Below are 19,596 nucleotides of genomic sequence, written 5' to 3'. Positions count from 1 at the left end.
TTAATTATATATAATGCCATGATTTTTTATCATGGCATTATAGTATTAAGTATATTCTCAAAACCAGCGTACATAGCAAAAATCTTGTCTGTGTGGAAGCAGTTTATTCTTAGGGTACATTCTGAAGGATTGTTTAAAGCTTCCTGCGTTAGATATACATGATTTGCCTTTGAATGTGTATAAGTTTCCGTTTCTGGATATAAGTTCAAGAGGTATTACCGAATATATGCGTTCATTTCCATTCTGTATATGCGTAATCACAGATTCTACACCTATTGCGTCGTCAAGTCCTTTTTCGTCAATGACAATTGTAATATCATATTCTTCACCGGCTTTTATAGTAGCATTTAGTCCGTTTCCTGTGTCAATAGATTTTATTTCTATGTCGTTCCATTTTGAAGCTATTTCCTTTTTCCATGTTGTTATATATTTAGCTTTCGCATAATTGTTTTCGGAAAGAACTTTGAAACGTTTTTCCAATTTGTTGTAGAAACGGTCGTAATAATCGTCTAATTGCCTTTTCATTGTATAATGAGGGGCAATGTTTGCAATGGAGTTTTTAATGTACTTTATCCATCCTTCGGAGAAGTCTTTTCCATGTCGTTCGTAATATAGTGGCAATATCTCGTTTTCCAGTGTGTAGTATATCAGTTCTGCATCTAGTTTGTCCTGATACTCGTTGTTCTGATAAACACTTTCAGCTGGAATTGCCCATCCCGCTTCTTTTTTGTAACCTTCGTACCACCAGCCGTCAAGAACGGAAAAGTTCAATACTCCGTTCATTAACGCTTTTTCTCCGGATGTGCCTGATGCTTCTGCCAGACGCGTAGGTGTATTCATCCATATATCAACGCAAGAAACAAGTTTACGTGCCAGTTCCATATCATAATTTTCGACGAACAATATCTTTCCTAAAAATTCCGGCCGTCTGGATATTTCTACTATTTGTTTTATAAGGTCTTTACCGGGACCGTCATTAGGATGAGCTTTTCCAGCAAATATGAAAACTACTGGTTTTTGTGGGTCGTTTACTATTTTTGATAATCTGTCAAGGTCGGTAAACAACAAATGAGCCCTTTTATATGTTGCAAAACGTCGTCCAAATCCTATCATTAGCGCATTAGAACTGAATTTACTGAATGTGGAAATTCCTAATGATGGGTTTGCCTGACTGTTAAGCCAGTCTTCTGTACATTTTTTCTTTAAAAAATCAGCTAGTTTGTTTTTCATATGTTGTCTCAGGAACCATATTTTTTCGTCCGGAACATTATAAATATTTTTCCAATATGATTCATCAGATAAATTAGATATAAATTTCTCGTCAAAGTATTCTTTGAAAAGTTCTTTCCATTCTTTAGCACACCATGTAGAAAAATGTACACCATTGGTTACATAGCCTACATGGTTCTCTTCAGGAAAATATCCTTTCCATATTGGTGCAAACATCTTTTGTGAGACTTCCTGATGAAGCTTGCTCACACCATTTACTTCCTGACATGTTTTGCAGGCAAAGACCGACATACAGAAACGTTCGTTTTTGTCACCTGGATTTTGTCGTCCCAGATCCATAAGTTCTTCCCAGCTTATTCCTAATTTGTCTGTATAGCCTTTCATGTATTTATAGAAAAGCTGTTCTTCAAAATAATCATGTCCTGCAGGGACGGGTGTGTGTACTGTGTATAATGATGAAGAACGTACCAACTCCATTGCTTCATTAAAACTCAGTCCCTCTTTGATATATTTACACAGTCTGTAAATGTTTATCAGTGCGGCGTGTCCTTCATTGCAATGGTAAATGTCTTTTTTTATTCCGAGTTCATCCAGCATCATCATTCCGCCTATACCAAGCAGTATCTCCTGTTTTAGACGGTTTTCCAAGTCTCCACCGTACAAGTGGTGTGTTATAGGACGGTCGTATTCGCTGTTGAGTTCATTGTCTGTGTCAAGCAGGTATAGCTTTATTCTTCCTACATTGACTTGCCATACATTTGCATGTACTGTAAAACTATCTGCATAAGGTACGTGAATTACCAGCTGTTTTCCTTCCTCTGTTGTAACTTTTTCTATTGGAAGATGTCCGAAATTCTGTGCTTCATAGTCGGCAATCTGTTGTCCGTCCATGGAGAGAGTCTGGTCAAAATATCCGTAACGGTACAGAAGTCCTACTGCACACAGGTCAACATTGCTGTCAGACGCTTCTTTTAAATAATCTCCCGCAAGGATACCCAATCCTCCGGAATATATCTTAAGTGCCTGGTCAAGTCCATATTCCATACTGAAATAGGCTACTGATGGTCTTGAATGGTTTGTTTCAGTATCTATATATCTTCTGAAAGAGGCATATACAGAATTCATTTTTTCAATATAGTTTTCATCTTCCGAAAGTTCTTCCAGCCGTTCGTGGCTTGTCTTCTCCAATAACAATACTGGGTTATGTCTTGTTTGGTTCCATAGCTCAGTGTCAATTACGGAAAATAATTCCTGCGCTTCGTCGTGCCATGACCACCATAGGTTGTGGGCTATTTCTGAAAGATTTTTTAGTTTTTCCGGTAAATATGAACCTACAGATATTTCTCTCCATTTTGGAGTATTTGCATTGTAACTGTTGAATTCCATAATTATATATTTTGGTTGATTTATGTCTTTAAAATGCTAGTCCTAATCGTATTCCCATGCTGTTTAGTCCGTTTACTTGTCTGGATGATACATCATGTTTGTTTGTAGCATATGCATAATATGCCGCCAGATTGATGCCAAGCAAATATTTTTTGAATGGAAATATGTTTATTCCCAATTCAGGGGAAACGTAAAATCCCCATGATTTGTCGCTATATGTATCGAGTGGCATAGTTGATTTTGCTTCAGCATAATTAAATCCTACTTTTGCTGATACATACGGTTGCCACCAGGTATCATGGATAAAACGGTATCTTAAGGATGCTCCAAATGGTACGCTGATATATGATAATGTTTCTTCAATGTTTTCGGATGTTGATGTATTGTCATTGGTAACATTGCGTGTGACATCATCATATTGTGTGTTTACATTTATAAAACCGCCTAAGGAGATGTTGTGGGTGAAATAATACCCAGCATCAACATATAATCCCAAATCGTTCATTTTGTTGGAAAAGTCCGATTTTATAGGAAAATCAAACTGCCATCCGCACTGATAGTATGTATTAGGGTTTACTTGAGCATTTAATGCCATTATGCCTAGGATAAAAAATAAGTATAATGTGATAAACCGTTTGAAATCTTTTATGTAATGTTTTCTATACATATTTATTGATATTAATTATGGTTTGGATAAATAATGTTATTTAAGTTGTTATCTTGTAACATACTTCATTTCCATTGACGAACTGCAGGATTTTGTTATTGCGCAGTAAATGTAGGATGGCCATACATAGATTAATATCATTTAGGCCACTTAGCTTTTGCAATTGCTTGAAAGTCAGTTTCTTTGTACTTGCAAGAAGTTTATATATTTTCTTGCAAGCGATTTTAATATTATTACTGTTAGGTAACATGGCGTAATTGTTTTAAGTTTATATATGTCTTTATTGATATATTGCAAAATTAAATCCAATATATAACTATTAAATGTCTTGATATGTATATAATTAGTCCGAATGTGACACTTGGTTTATTTTTTGTTTAAAGATTATAAATCAGTGAAAATACTTACTGTGAACGGGCTTATATCATTATTTTTGTAAAAAACGATGTTATAATGAAAAGGTATATTTGTTCGGAATGGATATCAGAAAGCGCCTTTGACGAAGGCAAGGTAGATCAAGCGGCTTTCAATGATGATATGTCAGTATTAAAATTACACGGGAAAGGGATTTTTAAATCCGGAATGATAAAAAATCTTCATCACACATTCTTGTTGGTAACCAAAGGTAAGGTAAATTTTATAGCAAGAGGAGAAAATATAGTGGTACATTCGCCGGCATATATCGAGTTTATAGCTTTTTACCGTCAAATATGTTTAAATACCGATAGCGAGTTCGAAGGTTATCTGTTGGTTACGGAGCAAAGTCTTTTTCAAAGGATAGCTGAAGATACGCGTTCTGTTTTTGCCAGATGCATGTATAAATATGGTCAGAAACCTATTTTGTCTTTAGATGATTGTGAATTGGGACATTTATTGCCTTTCATTGATATATTATTAAATACTATAAACCAGAAAGAGCATTACTTTCTACATGGAGTAATGAAAAATACCTTTATTGCATTGCACTTTGAAATATGGAATATAATTTTCAGGAAATTGAAAAATGATACCGGAAGCGATCCGGTTAATCGTTGGAATGATGTTTTGTCACATTTCATTTATCTGATGCATACGAATTGTTGCCGACAGCATGAAGTTGGCTGGTATGCTGATAAATTGTGTGTATCTCCTAATACATTGTCTGTAAAATTAAAAAGAGTATATGGTAAATCTGCTAGTCAGTTAATAAACGAATGTATTATGGAAGAAGCTAAGATTTATTTAAGAAATCCGTCAAATTCAGTTCAGAAAGTGGCAGAGATGCTTTCATTTTCAGACCAAGCAGCTTTTTATAAGTTCTTTAAAAGACTTAGTGGGGTGTCACCAAGTGAATTTCAAAAGGATATAAAAAAATAAGTCTCCATAAAAATGGAGACTTAAGCGGTGCGGACGGGACTAACCACCTCAAATTTAATATTTGATATTCAGTAAGTTGTAAAACCATATCTGAAAAAGGTCCCCGATTTTGCACCTATATAGCCTCTATATTCTTCTGTTAGGAATTTGCCTTATTCCGTTTGGCAAATATACAAAATCTTGTTGATATGGCAATGACAATCTGAAAAATTAGTTGCTTTCGATTTCATCTTTGTCCTTCATAATTTGTTGTTGTGTCCGTAACGCTACTGGATGGTCAAGCAATTTAATGGCCGTTTCATTATCAAACAGCAAATCGGGACAATAATTGCCTCTATAAAATTCATCTATGTACTTTTGTTCTGTTTCATCCAGTGCCATCAGTGTAGAAAGATAGTTTATTACACAATGATTTATTTCATCCTTTGGGTATTTCCCCGCATTGATATGAAGCATCGGCAATAGTTGTGCCTTGACATCCTGAAACGGCATTTTCAAAATATGCCTTACATCCTGTTTTAAAAGATGAGGATTGTCCGGATTCCCCAAAGTACTGTAAAAAACGATGCATTTTCTGAGCAAGGCACGTTCTTCCGGAGTTGATAGGATATTCGATTGGGCAAGAGAATATATATCATAGATATCTCTTGGCTTGCAACGTTCATAAAACGCCTTGATTTTTCCACCGAATAGTTCCGGCATAGCTAAATGGGCAACATTCAGCATACCATCTTTTACTGAAAAAGGAAAAGGTATTTGAGTTATCACATAGGGAAGTATATGGCACCTGTTATGATAATTTATATCCAGTTTTATCTTATCTTTACTCCCTGTTACTGTTATATAATACAGAGAATAAGAGTCCAATGAGAATGATTTCCGCTGTGTAACTTCATAATCGTTCTCTTGGCAATATTGGATCAATGCCTGATTGATTTTGTTCCTTTCCTCCAGCATCTGCTCTCTCGATATGTTTTCCGCAAAATCCAAGTCGAGGTCAACCGAGAGTCTGGGTGGTTCGGCAAAGGCAAGTAAATTGATGGCGGTGCCTCCTTTTAGCAATAATTTCCCTCTAAATTCCGTATGCGTATTCAGGTCATTCAGAATAAAAGACAGCCGAATGACTTTTTCAACATTATTGACCGTATAATTATGTTCTGCGGCAATCTTTTGTATTTCAGATTTCTGAAGCTCAAATTTCATAATAGCAATCTTTTTGAATTTCTTTCATTGCATTTGCCGGGATACACAGTTTCCATTCCTTGGAAAATGAATTGCAGTAATATGGATTTAACAAGTAACTGATATTCTTTCCCATACCTTCCTTGCATACTTTGAAAAAATAGTCCGACAAGCGCAAATCATCTTTAAAGTGAGACAAAACAAATCCCGCACGTTGAAAGAGGCTCTTGCTTCCATACAGTTCCAGACAGTGCAGCATATCTTTCTCATTGACAAGTGTATGGTCAAGTTCTGATATGGCATACAACAGTTCTTCCAATCCTCCAGATAGATTTATATTGTATAAACAGTCTATAAGAGTCTGGTTGATAGATGTTACCCGGATAGGATACGGATTGTCTTTATCCATAATAAGCGGTTTATACAAGAATTTGATCGGCTTGTAAACATAGGATTCTCCTTGATAGGTGAATGTACGGAAAATGGAAGTGCTATGTACATATAGCCAGTTGAATTCCTGTGTCTGTAGTGAATAATATTCCAAGGCAGCATGATATACAAGGCAACCTTCCTCGACAGCGTTGCAGGCTATTCTGAACTTGTCCTGTAAATCTGAGGGTAAATAGATACCTTTGCGCACATGCGCCACCATTCCCTGTTTCTTCCAGTGATACAAGGACGGCGTGGTGCTCTTTCCCCTGAGAAAATGATAACGCTCTAATTTTTGAGTTGTCTGTGACATATCCATACTTAATATTTTATGCAAAGATACGGTTTTTATTTTAATTGCGTGTAATTCTAAGTGTATAATTTGCCGAAATAATTCTTCTTCAAATTGATGATTATTATGTAGTTCAGTTTTAAATTACCATAAAGTCAATAGTTTTGATAGTTTGACAGTAATACATTCGATAAAATACCGTTTACGCCAAGCAATGATGTAAAATTATTTTACGACACGCGTGCGGTATTTTATTGAACACAGAGACACGGAGGCACAGAGTGTGCTTTTTCAGCTCCAACCTCTTGTACGCCGGGAAAGAACACAGAGGGGCGGCATTGCCGCTCGGAGAACACGGAAAATTTACAACCCGGCAGCAGTGACGAAGTCACAGACTCTGTGCCCTCTTCCCTGTTGGTAACGCAAAAGGATGGGTAGAAATAAACTTTGTGCCTCTGTGTCTCTGTGTTGAATTCTAAATTCTCTATTGCATAGTATAAACTAAAATTGAACACCTGCTTACATAATCCTGTCATAGAATGGCATAAGCCTGTTCTTTATACTGGACCTTATTCCCGTAATTATATGAATGCCCTCCTCGAAAAGGGACTCAAAAAGTATCGGTGAGATGTAGCCTTTGTCGGCAAACAGCCTTTGCCGTACAATTCTTTCGCTAGGACATTCTACACTTCAGAAGCCCTATTATCTACATTGGCTTTGAAAAGGTGATGATTTCCCCGCGCTTGTTATAGATGAAATGCAGTTTGACATCATGACACCAGTCCATTGTTCCTTTCTTGTCGGTGTCCATGCCCTTGAAAACCTTGTTGGCATACCTTCTTAGATTGTTGCACACAGGAATCATTGTGCTGTTCACAAAGCTAATGTCTGTGCATCTTTCAAAGGCGTAAAGTTTCAAGAAAAATTTCAACTTAAAGAACACACGGCTTTCCAGTTCAACAAACCTGTTGTAGAATACTGTATCGGAGAAGTTTCGCTGCAAGTGCACTTATATAATGAAAGTAATAGTGCTTGAAATTGATGAATGGCCAAATTGAAACACAAGTAAATGGTCATAACTTAATTATCGGATAGCGATGTCTTATGATGTCGGTGGCGAATGTCGGTAGAGGATAAGAGCTCGCTCTTTGCTACTTCCGCATCAAATTTCTTACTGAATTCATCCAATGTACAGAATATATCTATAATTTTATCTTGGGTAATCATATATTGCTAATTTCATTAATTTGCTATTTCCCAGATAAAAATCAAGAGAAACAACTGTGATTACCTATCTTAGGGGATTTTTTGTCCCGAACTCACGTAGGTTTTGGCTAAATTGAAATCTTTTCGTAACTTTGCCATTGGTTTATATAGCTATGTGTTGCTTGTTTGTATTTGTAATTCATACTATAATGATACAACAAATTTTGTTGTTTACCAACTTCTATTTTTAATTTAATTTTATCGAACTTACGACCGTTATTTAGGGCAGGTTTGAAATAATTTTAGTTGAGGAATATATGGGGAAAATACAAATTTTACAAATTTCCGATATTCACTGGTTATCCATTCCCGATGCAATAGACGATTACAGTTTGATGCGTCGTGAGTTTTTGGAAGATATAGAAAGTTTTTGCAAGAATGGGAATGGGAACTTTGACCATTTGTTAATCTGCGGAGATATAGCTTTTAGTGGTGAAAAAGATCAGTATACAAAAGCTCAAACTTACATTGAAAATATTTGCACTAAAATCAAACTTAAAAAGTCGGAGGTGTATGTTGTTCCTGGCAACCATGACAAACAAAGGAATGCAGGAAAACCTGCATTAAGAAATCTTATCCAATCGGGATTGGCGTGCGAATCAGCCAATGACAAAATGTTCTATGATCTGATGAAAGGGGATATTGAAACATTTCGCGATCTATTCGTTCCTTTTAAAGAGTATCGTGATTTCAGCGCGGGTTATGATAGTGTGGAAATGATGATGGACAAATGTATCGAACGCAAGGAAATAGACGCAGACAACGACCACACGTATTGGGAGACTATAATATCCGACAACTTAGACGGTTATCAAGTTCACTTGTACGGCTTTAACACCTCTTTGAGTTGTGACCAATATGATTGGGACGATTGGGAAACAAAGAGAAATGGCCATAAGATGTTTTTGCCCAAGTTCGCTTACAATGGTTTTCATAAGAAAAAAGGGAAACACATCTATATTTCAATGATGCATCATCCAACCAAGTACTTGGCTAACGGAAGTAAGATTGAGGAAGAATTTGATAAGTTTTTCCAACTACAGTTTTATGGGCATGTACATATTTCTAATGCTTTCCAAAATGCTGATAAAAGTACTGTTAGGGTATTCTCTGGAGCCATGCAGCCTCCAGGCGCATTAGACAAAAAAGATTGTCAATATTGCCCTGTTTTCAACATTGTAGAATTATCTATCAATAAAAATATGGATGGAAGAGATTTTCTGCATATGAATCTCAGAGTAAACCGCTGGAATGACGCAACGAAGAAGTTTGAAGATGATAAGAAAGCGTCCAAAGAGTTTGATATAGAAATAAACGCTAATCCATCCCGTTGGGAAAATGCTCCAGCTCCCGTACTGCCAAAACTGCCTGATGGCGTAACTATAAGGGATATACGTGTAAAATTTGTGAGCAGACTTGACACCAAACGTATCATCAATAGTGTTTATCACGGCTTTTTCGATGAAACACAAACATCCCATACGAACAATGTGAACTTTCTGAAAAAGATTAATGAAGACAATAAATGGATAGAGTTATGGAACAAAATGAAATAAATGAAGAGAACGTATTAAACGAACTTCTCATGCAAAGTGGACTCATTATACCTTATAATAAGAGTTTTACTTTAGTGATGGAAGAAAGATGTAGAAATTTTATTGATGAAAAATTGAACTTTGATGTTTTTGCAGATTTGGCTATGAACTACACAAAAAACAGTTGTCCAGACCTGTTAAAAAGCCATATATGGGAACTAATTGATGAAAACGAGAAACTTTCCCCATGCGTGTGGAACACATTGGTTTTTTACATTATCTATATTGCTATTATTGATAAAGAGGATGAGAAAGAGAAAGCCATCTACTCCTGTATGTTGCAAAATATCCTCGTGCAACGTAAAGGACATTGGGAAGAATTGAGATTTCCATCCTATCTATTGAAACTATATGGTTTCATGGATGCATACTTAAAAAACAACGAGGTCGGTAGTGGCGACTTTCCCAATGATTTTTTAGGAAAAATGTTTGGTGACATTAATTCACTAAAGACAACTCTAAATACAGAGGAAGAGCAGAGGAAGCTAAAAATCATAGGGAAATATGCTTGGAAACATCACTTGGAAGAAATGATTAGGAATGGAGAAATTCAATATCAAGATCCATACTTGAAAGCTATGGTGTTTCTTCAATATTTATTCGAGAATCGTCCCAGTGTATTCATTCATGACGGTGTGTTTGAACTTATTCGAGAATCCAAATTCCTACAGAGTCAGAAAAAAGAAACTTTGGACAGGATACTTGAAACCATAAGGGATGCAGAAATTATTAACGAAGAGACTGAACGGTCAAAGTCCTCAGTCATATTGAGACTAATATCTGAAGAACATATAACAGACGACACATTCCTTCAGGAGAAATTCACTCCAAAAGAATTCTTTGTCTGTGTGTATTACGAACTATTGTTGGAATCTATACTGAATTAAAAATGGAAAACAATAAATCAGCCATATTAAAGGGAAGCGAGCAATCTCAAGAATCCATTGTAGGGGTTAATACAAGTGAACTTCTTGCAACAGAACCGAATCTTGCCGGCAGGTTTTATTCAGACGCCTTGGACGATTCGCAAATAAACGGCATCATCCGTTCAATCAATCCACATCTGATAACACTGATAGGCTTTTCTGAATTTGGAAAATCAACTTTTGTCGCTTCGATGTATCATAGGGTTATGACGCAAGGACAAATAGACGGATATGACTTTTATGATTCTGATACTTTCTCTGGCTTTGAAAGAAGAGCATACATACGAGATGTGGGATTAAAGCTTAATAAGAGGTTTAACAGAACCACCAATACGGAAGGATATTTCTTAAACATGTATTTTAAAAAGGGAAATGAAAAGCTGCTTTTGGTGATTTCTGACAGAGCCGGTGAAACTTATAGAAATGAATATACGACCAATGCAAATGCTGTAAAAGCAGACAAGTCACTTATCTATAACAAACATATCGTGTTCTTTATAGATGTTTCGGCTTTAATAATAGACAAAAATTACTTGGGATTTAAAAGTAAATTCAACACCTTAATTTCAAGGTTCTATAGTGCAGGCGTATTTAAAAACGAGAAGATTATTGACGTGATTTTTAACAAGATAGACCTATTGAATAAGGAAGATAAAAACGTTTGTCAATTATTTGAATCAAATGCAAAAGAAATAATACAAATGATAGAAGAAACTTCACAAACCAAAATCAATAAGCAATTTAAAATCTGTTCGAACAATATGGAGAATAATCATGATTTATACGAGGTATTTGATTATTTCGTAGAAAGTTGCAGGCTTATAAATATTCCTACTCTCTCTGATGTTGATTGGATTAATACAAAAATTAGGGAACTATGAAACAGATGAATTGCCTATTGGCTGGATTACCTGACACAGGAAAATCAACTTATATTGGTGGGTTGTGGTACAACCTGGAAAACCAATCCTCGAAAATGAAGATGAAAGCAAGCCGGGAGTTGGTTGATGACACACAACATTTGGAATCTTTGAGTGACAAATGGTTAGAAGGTGTAAGGGTTGACAGAACGACAGAAGACAAGTCATCCAGTGTAGAACTGAGGATAGAGCAGAAAGACAACGGAAATGTTCTGAACATCAACATTCCCGATTTCTCCGGTGAAACTTTCCGCCAAATCATCGAGATGACGAATAGTAAGGACTTGGACGACTGGTGTGAAGCTGCCGATACCCTGTTTTACATGGCAAATAATTTAGACCCAGGACATTTTGAAGATGATGACAATATAGGCACAGTTGAAGGCGAAAAGAAGAATGATGAAGTGCCACCTTTCAATTCGCAGAAAATGTCTGCATGTGCGCAAAACATTATGGTCTTGAAGTATCTTTTGGGAAGAAAGCAGTTTAAGAAAATGATTTTTGCCATATCATGCTGGGATAAAGTGACTGGAAATGGAATAAATCCTGAAAATCCTGAATCTTGGTTGAAGAGCCACTCACCAGTTTTATACAATTTTCTTAAAGACCAACAGCCTGATAGCCTAATTATTGGCATAAGTGCTCAAGGGCTTGACTATGAAGGAATAGACGATGATGCTGTCATCACCAACAAAACCAAATCCGGGGAACGTGCTTTTGTGGAGATTGGCGATGAAATTAAGTATGACTTGTCATTGCCGCTATATATGTTAATAAACGAATGATGGTTATCGAACAAACACTTCATGGATACGATATGGGGCATGGGCTGTTGGCTTCCTCATTGCCAAATCTTGCCCCAGAAGACCAGGCTCTTTTATTCAAGTTGAGTGATTGGACTGGCTTCCATGTCTTGAATGCTAATGAGGAAGATTGCTATCTGACAGCCTACCCCCTACCCAGCAAGAAATATTATGCCATAGCGAAAACATGGTATGCGGATGAAATGGAAAGGTCCGGATGCGTGTGGACACATACATTACTGATACCTATTGACGGCATATCGCAAGAATTTGATTTCAGAACAATCATTGATTTATTTCACAGACCCAATAACAAAAATTTCTCTGATTATAATTTGTCGATTGAAATTGAGGACAGAAAGATGAAAAGTTTGAATAAGAACTCTGTTTTCAAGAACTTTGATTTTTTATCAATAATATTCTTGTATACATTTCTGATTTCAAAAAATAAGGGTGCTTGTTTGAAGATTGAGCGTAGTCAGTGTGAATTGCAAGAACTGATCTTATCCTTTCTTCAATACCTCCCTGTAGAATATCTACAATATACGTCGCTATGTACAGGAACAGATACCCCAAGGAAATATGAAAACGAATTATTTTCTTTGCAATTTGTTACTGGGGGACGGGCTGTGTCCATAGACAAAGATTCCCCATGGGAAGGGAAAGTAAGTGAAGAAAATTTCAATGAAGGAATTCGCTATATTATAAATGAATCTTTAAAGAATGATGATGAAACCCCGTATCTAATCCGTCTGTTTTCCAAAGATATTGGAAGCAGTGAAAATAAGTTTATTTCTGTTGCCAATCTACTGCGTCTACTTGATGCAGCAATGACGCATGATGTTCACACTGAGCGTCCGGACTATAATGATGTTCTTTATTATATATTTACAGCATTCCCAAAATCACAAGATGGCATCATCGTTAAAGATAATTTTCTTAGCGAACGTGTAGTAAAGTTATTCTGTTCGGAAAGTGAATTCTTATATGATGTCGTCACATATAAGGGCATGGACAAAGCAAATATGGCTTTGATGAGCTTCACTAAACGGCTTCAGAATCTGAAAGATGATGATATATCTGATTTCTATAGTTTAGTTAATGATGTGGCTTCCATAGAAGAAATCAATGATGCAACTATAGAAATCCTCACCTATGCATTAGAGCAGTTGAATCAGCAAACCATAAATCCTATCATTGAATCGCATTGGGAGACAATGTTTCCCCTAATTTCCAAAGACAAGGATTTTATATTAAAATGTTATTGGCTAGACTTTAACAACGAGCATTTCAGCATTTTCTTCCGCTCATTAAGTTTAGATGTGGCGGATGGAATCACGAAGTGGAATGAATTGCTTGACAAGATACTTTCTGTTAACTGTGCAACTGAAGAGGAATGGGCTGCTTATATAGTAAAGCATGCGGATGATTCAGTGATTAAGATATTGGATTATGCCAATGTAAAAGATGTGCCTCAAAATCTCTTGCAGGAATGCAAGTTATATGTAAAAAAATGTCTACAATGGATAGAACACCAAAGTTCATTCGGCATCAATACTATACGTTTTGTATCCAACACTATAAAGCCATCATGTTTAGAGGTGAGACAATCACATCCTTCTATGTGGATGGTGTATCTTAATTCGGATAAAGAGGGATTGGATTATACTTATTATAGTTTCATTTTTTCCCTGTCATTTAATTGGCATGATGAAAACTCGCTATTGTTCTTATCTCATTCATTTGATAGGATTTACATTGCGTTAAGTAAAAACATATTCCCTCAAAAGGAATGGGAAAGGATTGAACCTTTCACTGAAGACCGTGGAAGCATCTTTGAGTGGGACAAATGCAAGAAACTCTGCGCAGGAGTTGCGTCATACTTGAAAAGTAACGGTTTTGATAAAGATGCAATAGATAAAATATCGTCCGAAGAAAAAATAAAAAAGAGATTGCGTAAAATGTGGTAATTGTGTTCTATTTTGTTCATGTTTTAGGCAACTCTCCACAATGTTGAGATATGTTTAAAAATGAATGACTTTAGAAATTATTGATAATGAGAATTCAATATAATTGCTGTTCGCTAAAAAATATGTCAAGGAAGATTCAGCTGTTCGCAGTATCCATAAACGGATATTTTTGTTTGCCTGTCAGTATCATCTAACTGGTGCAAGTCCTTAACGAGGGACATTCTGTAAATACTATAGAATTAGCCACCAATTATTGCGAATTAGTCATCCATTGAAAAGTATATGCTAACGAGATATTTTTCCAATAGAGTATACCGGTAAGCATTTGGTAAACTACAGGTATTAAAACCTTTATATACAACAATAGCGACTGTCACTATAAACCAAATAGTTGTAGTCGCTATTGTTTTGTTGAATCTGTATATTGCAGTCAGCTCTGCAAAACATCCCTTCATTCTATCCTTCACATTATTTACAAAATCAATCCTGCATTTCTCTTTCTTACAGCAAATCTAGCCCCCTGCCTTTGGATTGAGCAAGGCCATGCCCCGTTGGGGTTGGCCGGGAAAAAATCATCCTCGCTTCGCTGCGGTATTTTTTCCCGCCAAGCCTTGCACAATCCCGGCAGGAAGCAACCTTGCACGTAAGAAACAGAAATACTGGCTCCAAGAGCCGGTCATGTCTAACTGTATAAAAGATAGCAAATATGAGAACAGAAGTAAACCAAACGAGAATTAACGGCAAGTATCCTACAGGCAGCGTATATTATTTCGGAATAGCATATCCTGTGCGTGAAGTGGACGGATATAAGGTTTCCACGGAACGGCTGGAAGCCAGACTGGAATTTGACGGTTCTTTGCTGATGGAAGCGGCCGGAATGCTGGAAGAATTCGCCTGTTTCCTAAGCGATGAGGACATTCACGCACTGAGTGATAAAGAAATACTTGAAATCATCCATTCATAAAACAAAGTAATATGGAATACAAAATCGCCATTGAAGAACTGCTCCGACGTGTAGTGACGGTGGAAGCGGAAAATCCCACACTTGCCGTATATGAAGTGGAGGAGGAATATAATTTAACAAGACACGTACTCTCCGAAAATGACTTCATCGGTGTTGATATCGTGTTGGCTCCCGAAGACAAGGAGGCGCAGGAATATTTGAACAACGGCACTTTCCGCAGTTTTGTCGAAAAACGTTTTAACATCCATTCAGCGGACTTTCCTTTGATAGACAAGGTCCGTTTCGTATTCGGCAGCATGGACAACGCGATTTATGAATTTAGCAAACGGGCAAGCAAGCCCTCTTCAGAAGAAAAGGAAATCTGGCTGCTCTACCGTTGCGATGCCTGGCTGAGCACGGCCAGCATGGAACTGGTCGCCCCCTTTTCCTCCAAGGAAGCCGTGACGGATTACCTGGCAGGTAACCGCAAGCGCTTCCGGCTGACGCAATGGGACCTGGACTTCTTCCGGGAAAACAACCAGACCCAACGGGGCGGTACCAATTACATTGTTTTCAGCCACAGCCTTGATCCCGCGCCCAAGCCCCAGCCGGCTGACACGGACGATGCCTTTTACAAAAAGCCTTTCCGCTATGGCACTACCGTCCTGACCCGTTACGACCTTGAAAACCTTTCCTGCCCGTTCTGTACAAAGGATACGGATGATGAGGCAATGCGCAAGATAGTCCGCCGTATGCACCGGAAGATTAACGGACGGATAAACGGCAATGCCGGTGAAACACCGGATATGGAACCAATCCGTTTGGAGGAGATGGACGAGGCGGCGGCGCATTTCAATGTCCCTTACTATGAAGATTTGCAGGAATGACAATATAATTACAACAGGCAAATATGAGTTATCAGATAATTACCCAAATGGTTTATAACGCCCATACCCACCAAATAGAAACGTGGCAGCATTCCAACAATGTATGGCCGAGAACCGACCATTTCCATGTGCTGGACGTACGTACGGACGAACAACTGTTCCGCTTCATTACCCTGGTGGCGGAAGGCTTGTGGCAGACACGCAAATGGCACAAGGAGTTTAAAACGCTGTTCCGGGAATACCCCGAACTGCGCATGGATTCCTACCGGGATGAACTCAGGGGCAAATCCTGGCCGGAATATTGCGCCATTCGCCGAAAGTATAAGGAACTTGCCTGGAGCAAATGCGGGGAAATAGCCGCACGTTTCAGGCAGCTTGTCAAAATAAGGCTAGAAGAAAAATAACGGAAGGGCGACCGCAAGGCCGCCTTTTTTCATTTATGCACTTTCATACACATCATGTACGGGAAATCAAATCCTGCCGTACACAGGTAAGACAGATGAAGAAAAAACTGACAATGGAATTGGTGAAATCACTGATGGAAGAATCCTATACGCTGGTATGGACGGACTACCGGGACAATCTTGACGGCAACCGCGGCCTGCTCCAGGAATGCCTGAATAAGAGAAGTCCGGAACCTCTTTGGGAAAAGGCGGAAGAATGGTGCGGAGATTCCGAATGGGAGGCGGCCAAAGAGATTATGGGAAAACTCAAGGAAAGATGCGTCCTTTTCCATGATTCCGATGAGGATGAAGTGAAATCTTTCTTTGAGGAACACGACGATGAGATACGGAGTGAGATTTACGCCCGTGATGATTCAGACGTTTTAATGGAGTTGATCAAACATACGGATGACATTCCGGTCCGGGTGGAGATGCTTTCCGATTATGACTGCATCAATTCCAACTGGTGGGAATCACAAGGAGGGTACCGTTACGAGGAGTCCTATTTCGGTGACATGGTGGACGCCTTGAGTCTCAATCCTGCCAGGGTAAAGAAGATGCTTGTGGAAAAGGGCTACACGGTACATGGCTGCTTTCCGAACAGGAAAAGCCGTGACGGTAAGGAACAGGTGACCTACGAACATTTCTATCAGGAACTTATCAATTCCTGTTGCGGTGCGAACTTGCTGACCTATATCGGGAAAGTAAGTCTAAAAGACCTATATGACATCGGATTCTCATTCAAGGAAGTCATTATTCCCAAAGGTAACTATTGCGGCATATTCAGTTCCATATACGGTGGCGGCAGTCTGTTCGGAATGGAATTGCAACAGGATGTAAAGTTGGAACTGAAACCAAAAGGCCGCTACAGTTTCCGTTTCAGGCTTGACAACGAAAAGTCAGAGACCGAATGTTCCATTCAACATGTATATGGAGCATGTGACTCCTTCTTCGGTGAAACGTTAAAGATTGTCTCTTGACCAATTTGACAATCATTGTATAATTCTCAAAAGCAGATAAAATGGAAAATAAAACAGAACCAAGACGGGCAGGAATGTCCGAAAGCAGACAGGGCTATTTTGAAGAAGAATTGTACTGTTCCGGCAACAGCCCTTTGCAAAGTACCCTTTGCGATAAGAAACTGGAGGAAATAAAATCCGGTTATAGTGACAGTGAAGTATGTATGGGTGAAATGCTGGCATCCGTACCGGCGGACGGACTGACAGTGGAAGAAGCGTTCTACCTGTACATACGGGCCATGCAATGGGCCGAGGGAGACCGCTTTTTCCGCTGGATATATGACGGGAAGGAAGAACGTTTCTGAAGTGAACTATATATAACCTCAAATAGAAGAATTATGAATTTTCAAGCAGAAAATGCAGTTTCCAGTTTCTTCTACTATATGTGGAATACCTGGAGCCAGGAAGAGTGCAGGATTGTGTACGGGAACATGTCCCGTCATTTTTGGGAAAAATGGTGTATGTTGTCTGACAAAGGCGTATTCGGCGCGGCTGAACGCTTCTATGCGGAGTTGTCGGACACATACCGGGAGCCTTTAGTAGAACGGGCCGTCAGCCTGTATGACGGCAAATCATTCCGAAATATGAGGACATGAACCCCTGACATTCTATTTATATTTCTCTTTCTTATAGCAAAGATAGCCCCGTGCCTTTGGATTGAGCAAGGTCAGGTTGGCTGGGAAAAAATCATCCTCGCTCCGCTGCGGTATTTTTTCCCGCCAAACCTTGCACAATCCCGGCACGGGACTACCTCGCATATAAGAAACAGAAATACCGGCTCCGGGAGCCGGCCATATAAAAAATGAAAAATATGGAAACAGAAAAGAATCAAGAGAAAACGGACAGAAACTACCTGTGCTATTTCGGAGTCAGGTATCCGGTCCGGGAAGTGGACGGATGGCATGTATCCACAAAACAGTTTGAGTCTGTGCTGAGACGTGACAGCCTGCTCCTTATGGAAGCGATAGACATACTGGAAGGTTTTTTCTATTTCCTGGATGAAGAACTGTTCCATTCGTTGAGCGACGAGGAAATATACAGGCTTATCAACAGGTTATGACCGATATGAAAACGATAAGATAAAAAGCCCGACAGGACTTATGTTTAACTAAACCAACAGAACAATGATGACAACAACGACACCGAAACCCCGTGAAGGACAAGTAGCGGGCTTTCCGAAAGAACAGGCTGTCATGCTCACGGAGAGCAATGCCTATCGTGCGAAAAGCATCAGAAGGACGGGGACGGACGAAGCTCCCGTCCTTTTTCATTTCCGGAAACGCTGCATGGGAATACATTCGTATGTGCATACCATAGAGGCGGCAGACGGGACAGAACGGGAAATCCGCCCGTCAGATTTCAAGGACTGGGAAATTACCGGATGCAGATATCCCGGCTATCTGGAAGACCTGTATGGCAGTGCATGCAGCGCCTACCGGTGGAATTCGTTTGACCCGGAAGAGCGTGCCCAGACAGACATCTGTCGCCATGAGGAGCAGTTGTGTGCCGACCTGACTTCCATTCCCGAAGAAAAGCGAGAACAGTATAAGGAAGGCTACCGGAAGCGCCTTGCCGGTTTGTTCGGCAGCCTGTCACGGTGTGCGAGCCCGGCTGTGACCGGACCGGCAGGCTTCGGCCGCCGGAAACAGGAAAAGGCGGAGCAGGCCTGCCAGAACAGGCAGGAGGAGTTTGAAAACTGGCGGGAACGCTTCCTTGCCGCCATGAAGCGGATGCAGGAGGAAGCCCGTCCGGAAGAGGAGAAACTGGAAGCCGCCTGGAAAAACCTGAAAAGAGACATCGCAGACAGTGTCCGGACCATTCACGAACTGGATACCGGGAAAATCCGTGGGTATAACCGGGCGCTTTTTGTCAGCAGCATCCTGAACAAGGTAATGACCTACGTCAACCGGGGTGAAGTGGAAACCGTACAGAAAGCCGTCGATTTTATCCGTATCTGTAACGCAGGCGTGAAGAAGCCGGTCATTACCCCGCGCAACCGTTTCTTCCAGTTCCCCGAAATGGCGGCCCGCGTACGGGAGAAAATGCAGGCTTCCAGACAGGAGGAAAACAGTGAAATCCTTTTTGAAGGAGGCAGGCTGGTGTGGAACCGACAGGCCGACCGGTTACAGATCCTTTTCGACGGCATCCCCGACGATGCCAGACGCAGGGAGCTGAAGTCGAACGGCTTCCGCTGGTCCCCCAAGAACAAGGCGTGGCAACGGCAGCTGACCATGAATGCAGTGCGGACGGCAAAAAGGATGTTGAACCTTCAAGACGTATAA

General features: G+C 39.4%; 22 protein-coding genes. 14 read left to right on the top strand and 8 right to left on the bottom strand.

Features of this window, described 5'->3' with window-relative positions:
- Nucleotides 1–57 precede the first annotated feature (57 nt).
- From glgP to NW213_RS17020, 3 genes are read right to left on the bottom strand one after another with little or no spacing between them, the layout of a single operon-like run.
- Nucleotides 58–2,616, bottom strand: a complete 2,559-nt coding sequence (gene glgP, locus NW213_RS12950) for an alpha-glucan family phosphorylase (RefSeq protein ID WP_258323036.1) — start codon at nucleotides 2,614–2,616, stop codon at nucleotides 58–60.
- A gap of 28 nt (nucleotides 2,617–2,644) precedes the next feature.
- On the bottom strand, nucleotides 2,645–3,283 hold the full coding sequence (locus NW213_RS12945) for a porin family protein (RefSeq protein ID WP_258323035.1): 639 nt from the start codon (nucleotides 3,281–3,283) through the stop codon (nucleotides 2,645–2,647).
- Nucleotides 3,284–3,323: 40 nt separating this feature from the next.
- Nucleotides 3,324–3,533, bottom strand: coding sequence for a winged helix-turn-helix domain-containing protein (locus NW213_RS17020; protein WP_204392375.1), 210 nt, complete (start codon nucleotides 3,531–3,533; stop codon nucleotides 3,324–3,326).
- 203 nt (nucleotides 3,534–3,736) lie between these two features.
- Here NW213_RS17020 and NW213_RS12940 point away from each other — a divergent pair, with 203 nt between their 5' ends.
- Nucleotides 3,737–4,639: an AraC family transcriptional regulator gene (locus NW213_RS12940; RefSeq protein ID WP_204392373.1), complete on the top strand. Its 903-nt coding sequence runs from the start codon at nucleotides 3,737–3,739 to the stop codon at nucleotides 4,637–4,639.
- 210 nt (nucleotides 4,640–4,849) lie between these two features.
- Here NW213_RS12940 and NW213_RS12935 read toward each other — a convergent pair whose 3' ends face one another.
- From NW213_RS12935 to NW213_RS12915, 5 genes are all read right to left on the bottom strand, one after another.
- On the bottom strand, nucleotides 4,850–5,842 hold the full coding sequence (locus NW213_RS12935; protein WP_013617187.1) for a nucleotidyl transferase AbiEii/AbiGii toxin family protein: 993 nt from the start codon (nucleotides 5,840–5,842) through the stop codon (nucleotides 4,850–4,852).
- Nucleotides 5,832–6,563 carry a hypothetical protein gene (locus tag NW213_RS12930; RefSeq protein WP_245546583.1) on the bottom strand — a complete coding sequence of 244 codons (732 nt, stop codon included), beginning with the start codon at nucleotides 6,561–6,563 and terminating at the stop codon, nucleotides 5,832–5,834. Before NW213_RS12930 ends, NW213_RS12935 begins: the two co-directional genes overlap by 11 nt.
- 498 nt (nucleotides 6,564–7,061) lie before the next feature.
- A complete protein-coding gene (locus NW213_RS12925; protein ID WP_258323041.1) occupies nucleotides 7,062–7,163 on the bottom strand; it encodes a transposase in 102 nt (33 codons plus the stop codon).
- Nucleotides 7,164–7,248: 85 nt separating this feature from the next.
- The gene (locus NW213_RS12920; protein ID WP_052305967.1) at nucleotides 7,249–7,545 is read right to left on the bottom strand and encodes a transposase; all 297 of its coding nucleotides are present in this window, start codon (nucleotides 7,543–7,545) and stop codon (nucleotides 7,249–7,251) included.
- A 77-nt stretch (nucleotides 7,546–7,622) separates the two neighbouring features.
- A complete protein-coding gene (locus tag NW213_RS12915) occupies nucleotides 7,623–7,769 on the bottom strand; it encodes a hypothetical protein (protein WP_258323034.1) in 147 nt (48 codons plus the stop codon).
- A gap of 296 nt (nucleotides 7,770–8,065) precedes the next feature.
- Between NW213_RS12915 and NW213_RS12910 the strand changes: the two genes are divergently transcribed.
- The 13 genes from NW213_RS12910 to NW213_RS12850 all read left to right on the top strand — a co-directional run bounded on the left by NW213_RS12910 (nucleotide 8,066) and on the right by NW213_RS12850 (nucleotide 19,596).
- Entirely contained in the window at nucleotides 8,066–9,364 is a 1,299-nt protein-coding gene (locus NW213_RS12910; protein ID WP_258323033.1) for a metallophosphoesterase, read from the top strand.
- Nucleotides 9,365–9,393: 29 nt separating this feature from the next.
- Nucleotides 9,394–10,290, top strand: a complete 897-nt coding sequence (locus NW213_RS12905; RefSeq protein WP_258323032.1) for a hypothetical protein — start codon at nucleotides 9,394–9,396, stop codon at nucleotides 10,288–10,290.
- A gap of 2 nt (nucleotides 10,291–10,292) precedes the next feature.
- A complete protein-coding gene (locus tag NW213_RS12900) occupies nucleotides 10,293–11,210 on the top strand; it encodes a hypothetical protein (RefSeq protein WP_013617181.1) in 918 nt (305 codons plus the stop codon).
- A complete protein-coding gene (locus NW213_RS12895) occupies nucleotides 11,207–12,034 on the top strand; it encodes a hypothetical protein (RefSeq protein WP_013617180.1) in 828 nt (275 codons plus the stop codon). The genes NW213_RS12900 and NW213_RS12895 overlap by 4 nt, the downstream gene beginning before the upstream one ends.
- The gene (locus NW213_RS12890; protein ID WP_041583905.1) at nucleotides 12,031–14,022 is read left to right on the top strand and encodes a hypothetical protein; all 1,992 of its coding nucleotides are present in this window, start codon (nucleotides 12,031–12,033) and stop codon (nucleotides 14,020–14,022) included. Before NW213_RS12895 ends, NW213_RS12890 begins: the two co-directional genes overlap by 4 nt.
- Nucleotides 14,023–14,728: 706 nt before the next feature.
- A complete protein-coding gene (locus NW213_RS12885; RefSeq protein ID WP_013617177.1) occupies nucleotides 14,729–14,986 on the top strand; it encodes a hypothetical protein in 258 nt (85 codons plus the stop codon).
- Nucleotides 14,987–14,997: 11 nt separating this feature from the next.
- Complete coding sequence (locus NW213_RS12880) at nucleotides 14,998–15,852, top strand: DpnD/PcfM family protein (RefSeq protein ID WP_117652600.1); 855 nt, start codon at nucleotides 14,998–15,000, stop codon at nucleotides 15,850–15,852.
- A 23-nt stretch (nucleotides 15,853–15,875) separates the two neighbouring features.
- Nucleotides 15,876–16,256, top strand: a complete 381-nt coding sequence (locus tag NW213_RS12875) for a hypothetical protein (RefSeq protein ID WP_258323031.1) — start codon at nucleotides 15,876–15,878, stop codon at nucleotides 16,254–16,256.
- A gap of 95 nt (nucleotides 16,257–16,351) precedes the next feature.
- Nucleotides 16,352–17,275 carry a hypothetical protein gene (locus NW213_RS12870; protein WP_258323030.1) on the top strand — a complete coding sequence of 308 codons (924 nt, stop codon included), beginning with the start codon at nucleotides 16,352–16,354 and terminating at the stop codon, nucleotides 17,273–17,275.
- Nucleotides 17,276–17,316: 41 nt separating this feature from the next.
- Complete coding sequence (locus tag NW213_RS12865; RefSeq protein ID WP_258323029.1) at nucleotides 17,317–17,619, top strand: hypothetical protein; 303 nt, start codon at nucleotides 17,317–17,319, stop codon at nucleotides 17,617–17,619.
- Nucleotides 17,620–17,652: 33 nt separating this feature from the next.
- Nucleotides 17,653–17,910 (top strand): hypothetical protein, encoded by a 258-nt coding sequence (locus tag NW213_RS12860; RefSeq protein WP_258323028.1) that lies wholly within the window; start codon nucleotides 17,653–17,655, stop codon nucleotides 17,908–17,910.
- A gap of 215 nt (nucleotides 17,911–18,125) precedes the next feature.
- Entirely contained in the window at nucleotides 18,126–18,374 is a 249-nt protein-coding gene (locus NW213_RS12855) for a hypothetical protein (protein WP_258323027.1), read from the top strand.
- A 64-nt stretch (nucleotides 18,375–18,438) separates the two neighbouring features.
- Complete coding sequence (locus NW213_RS12850; protein ID WP_258323026.1) at nucleotides 18,439–19,596, top strand: hypothetical protein; 1,158 nt, start codon at nucleotides 18,439–18,441, stop codon at nucleotides 19,594–19,596.

It is taken from the genome of Bacteroides sp. ET336 (genome assembly GCF_024733815.1).
Taxonomy (GTDB): Bacteria; Bacteroidota; Bacteroidia; order Bacteroidales; family Bacteroidaceae; genus Phocaeicola; species Phocaeicola cellulolyticus.
The sequence above is the reverse complement of the archived record's forward strand: the minus strand, read 5'-3'. Positions and strand labels throughout refer to the sequence as shown.

Bases quoted from the DNA above. Each gene is read 5' to 3' on its own strand.
- NW213_RS12890 (WP_041583905.1), top strand. From the start codon at position 12,031: ATGATGGTTATCGAACAAACACTTCATGGATACGATATGGGGCATGGG.
- NW213_RS12880 (WP_117652600.1), top strand. From the start codon at position 14,998: ATGGAATACAAAATCGCCATTGAAGAACTGCTCCGACGTGTAGTGACG.
- NW213_RS12850 (WP_258323026.1), top strand. From the start codon at position 18,439: ATGATGACAACAACGACACCGAAACCCCGTGAAGGACAAGTAGCGGGC.
- NW213_RS12945 (WP_258323035.1), bottom strand. From the start codon at position 3,283: ATGTATAGAAAACATTACATAAAAGATTTCAAACGGTTTATCACATTA.
- NW213_RS12855 (WP_258323027.1), top strand. From the start codon at position 18,126: ATGGAAACAGAAAAGAATCAAGAGAAAACGGACAGAAACTACCTGTGC.
- NW213_RS12885 (WP_013617177.1), top strand. From the start codon at position 14,729: ATGAGAACAGAAGTAAACCAAACGAGAATTAACGGCAAGTATCCTACA.
- NW213_RS12870 (WP_258323030.1), top strand. From the start codon at position 16,352: ATGAAGAAAAAACTGACAATGGAATTGGTGAAATCACTGATGGAAGAA.
- NW213_RS12895 (WP_013617180.1), top strand. From the start codon at position 11,207: ATGAAACAGATGAATTGCCTATTGGCTGGATTACCTGACACAGGAAAA.
- NW213_RS17020 (WP_204392375.1), bottom strand. From the start codon at position 3,533: ATGTTACCTAACAGTAATAATATTAAAATCGCTTGCAAGAAAATATAT.
- NW213_RS12860 (WP_258323028.1), top strand. From the start codon at position 17,653: ATGAATTTTCAAGCAGAAAATGCAGTTTCCAGTTTCTTCTACTATATG.
- NW213_RS12940 (WP_204392373.1), top strand. From the start codon at position 3,737: ATGAAAAGGTATATTTGTTCGGAATGGATATCAGAAAGCGCCTTTGAC.
- NW213_RS12910 (WP_258323033.1), top strand. From the start codon at position 8,066: ATGGGGAAAATACAAATTTTACAAATTTCCGATATTCACTGGTTATCC.
- NW213_RS12935 (WP_013617187.1), bottom strand. From the start codon at position 5,842: ATGAAATTTGAGCTTCAGAAATCTGAAATACAAAAGATTGCCGCAGAA.
- NW213_RS12875 (WP_258323031.1), top strand. From the start codon at position 15,876: ATGAGTTATCAGATAATTACCCAAATGGTTTATAACGCCCATACCCAC.
- NW213_RS12930 (WP_245546583.1), bottom strand. From the start codon at position 6,563: ATGTCACAGACAACTCAAAAATTAGAGCGTTATCATTTTCTCAGGGGA.
- NW213_RS12865 (WP_258323029.1), top strand. From the start codon at position 17,317: ATGGAAAATAAAACAGAACCAAGACGGGCAGGAATGTCCGAAAGCAGA.
- NW213_RS12905 (WP_258323032.1), top strand. From the start codon at position 9,394: ATGCAAAGTGGACTCATTATACCTTATAATAAGAGTTTTACTTTAGTG.
- NW213_RS12915 (WP_258323034.1), bottom strand. From the start codon at position 7,769: ATGATTACCCAAGATAAAATTATAGATATATTCTGTACATTGGATGAA.
- glgP (WP_258323036.1), bottom strand. From the start codon at position 2,616: ATGGAATTCAACAGTTACAATGCAAATACTCCAAAATGGAGAGAAATA.
- NW213_RS12900 (WP_013617181.1), top strand. From the start codon at position 10,293: ATGGAAAACAATAAATCAGCCATATTAAAGGGAAGCGAGCAATCTCAA.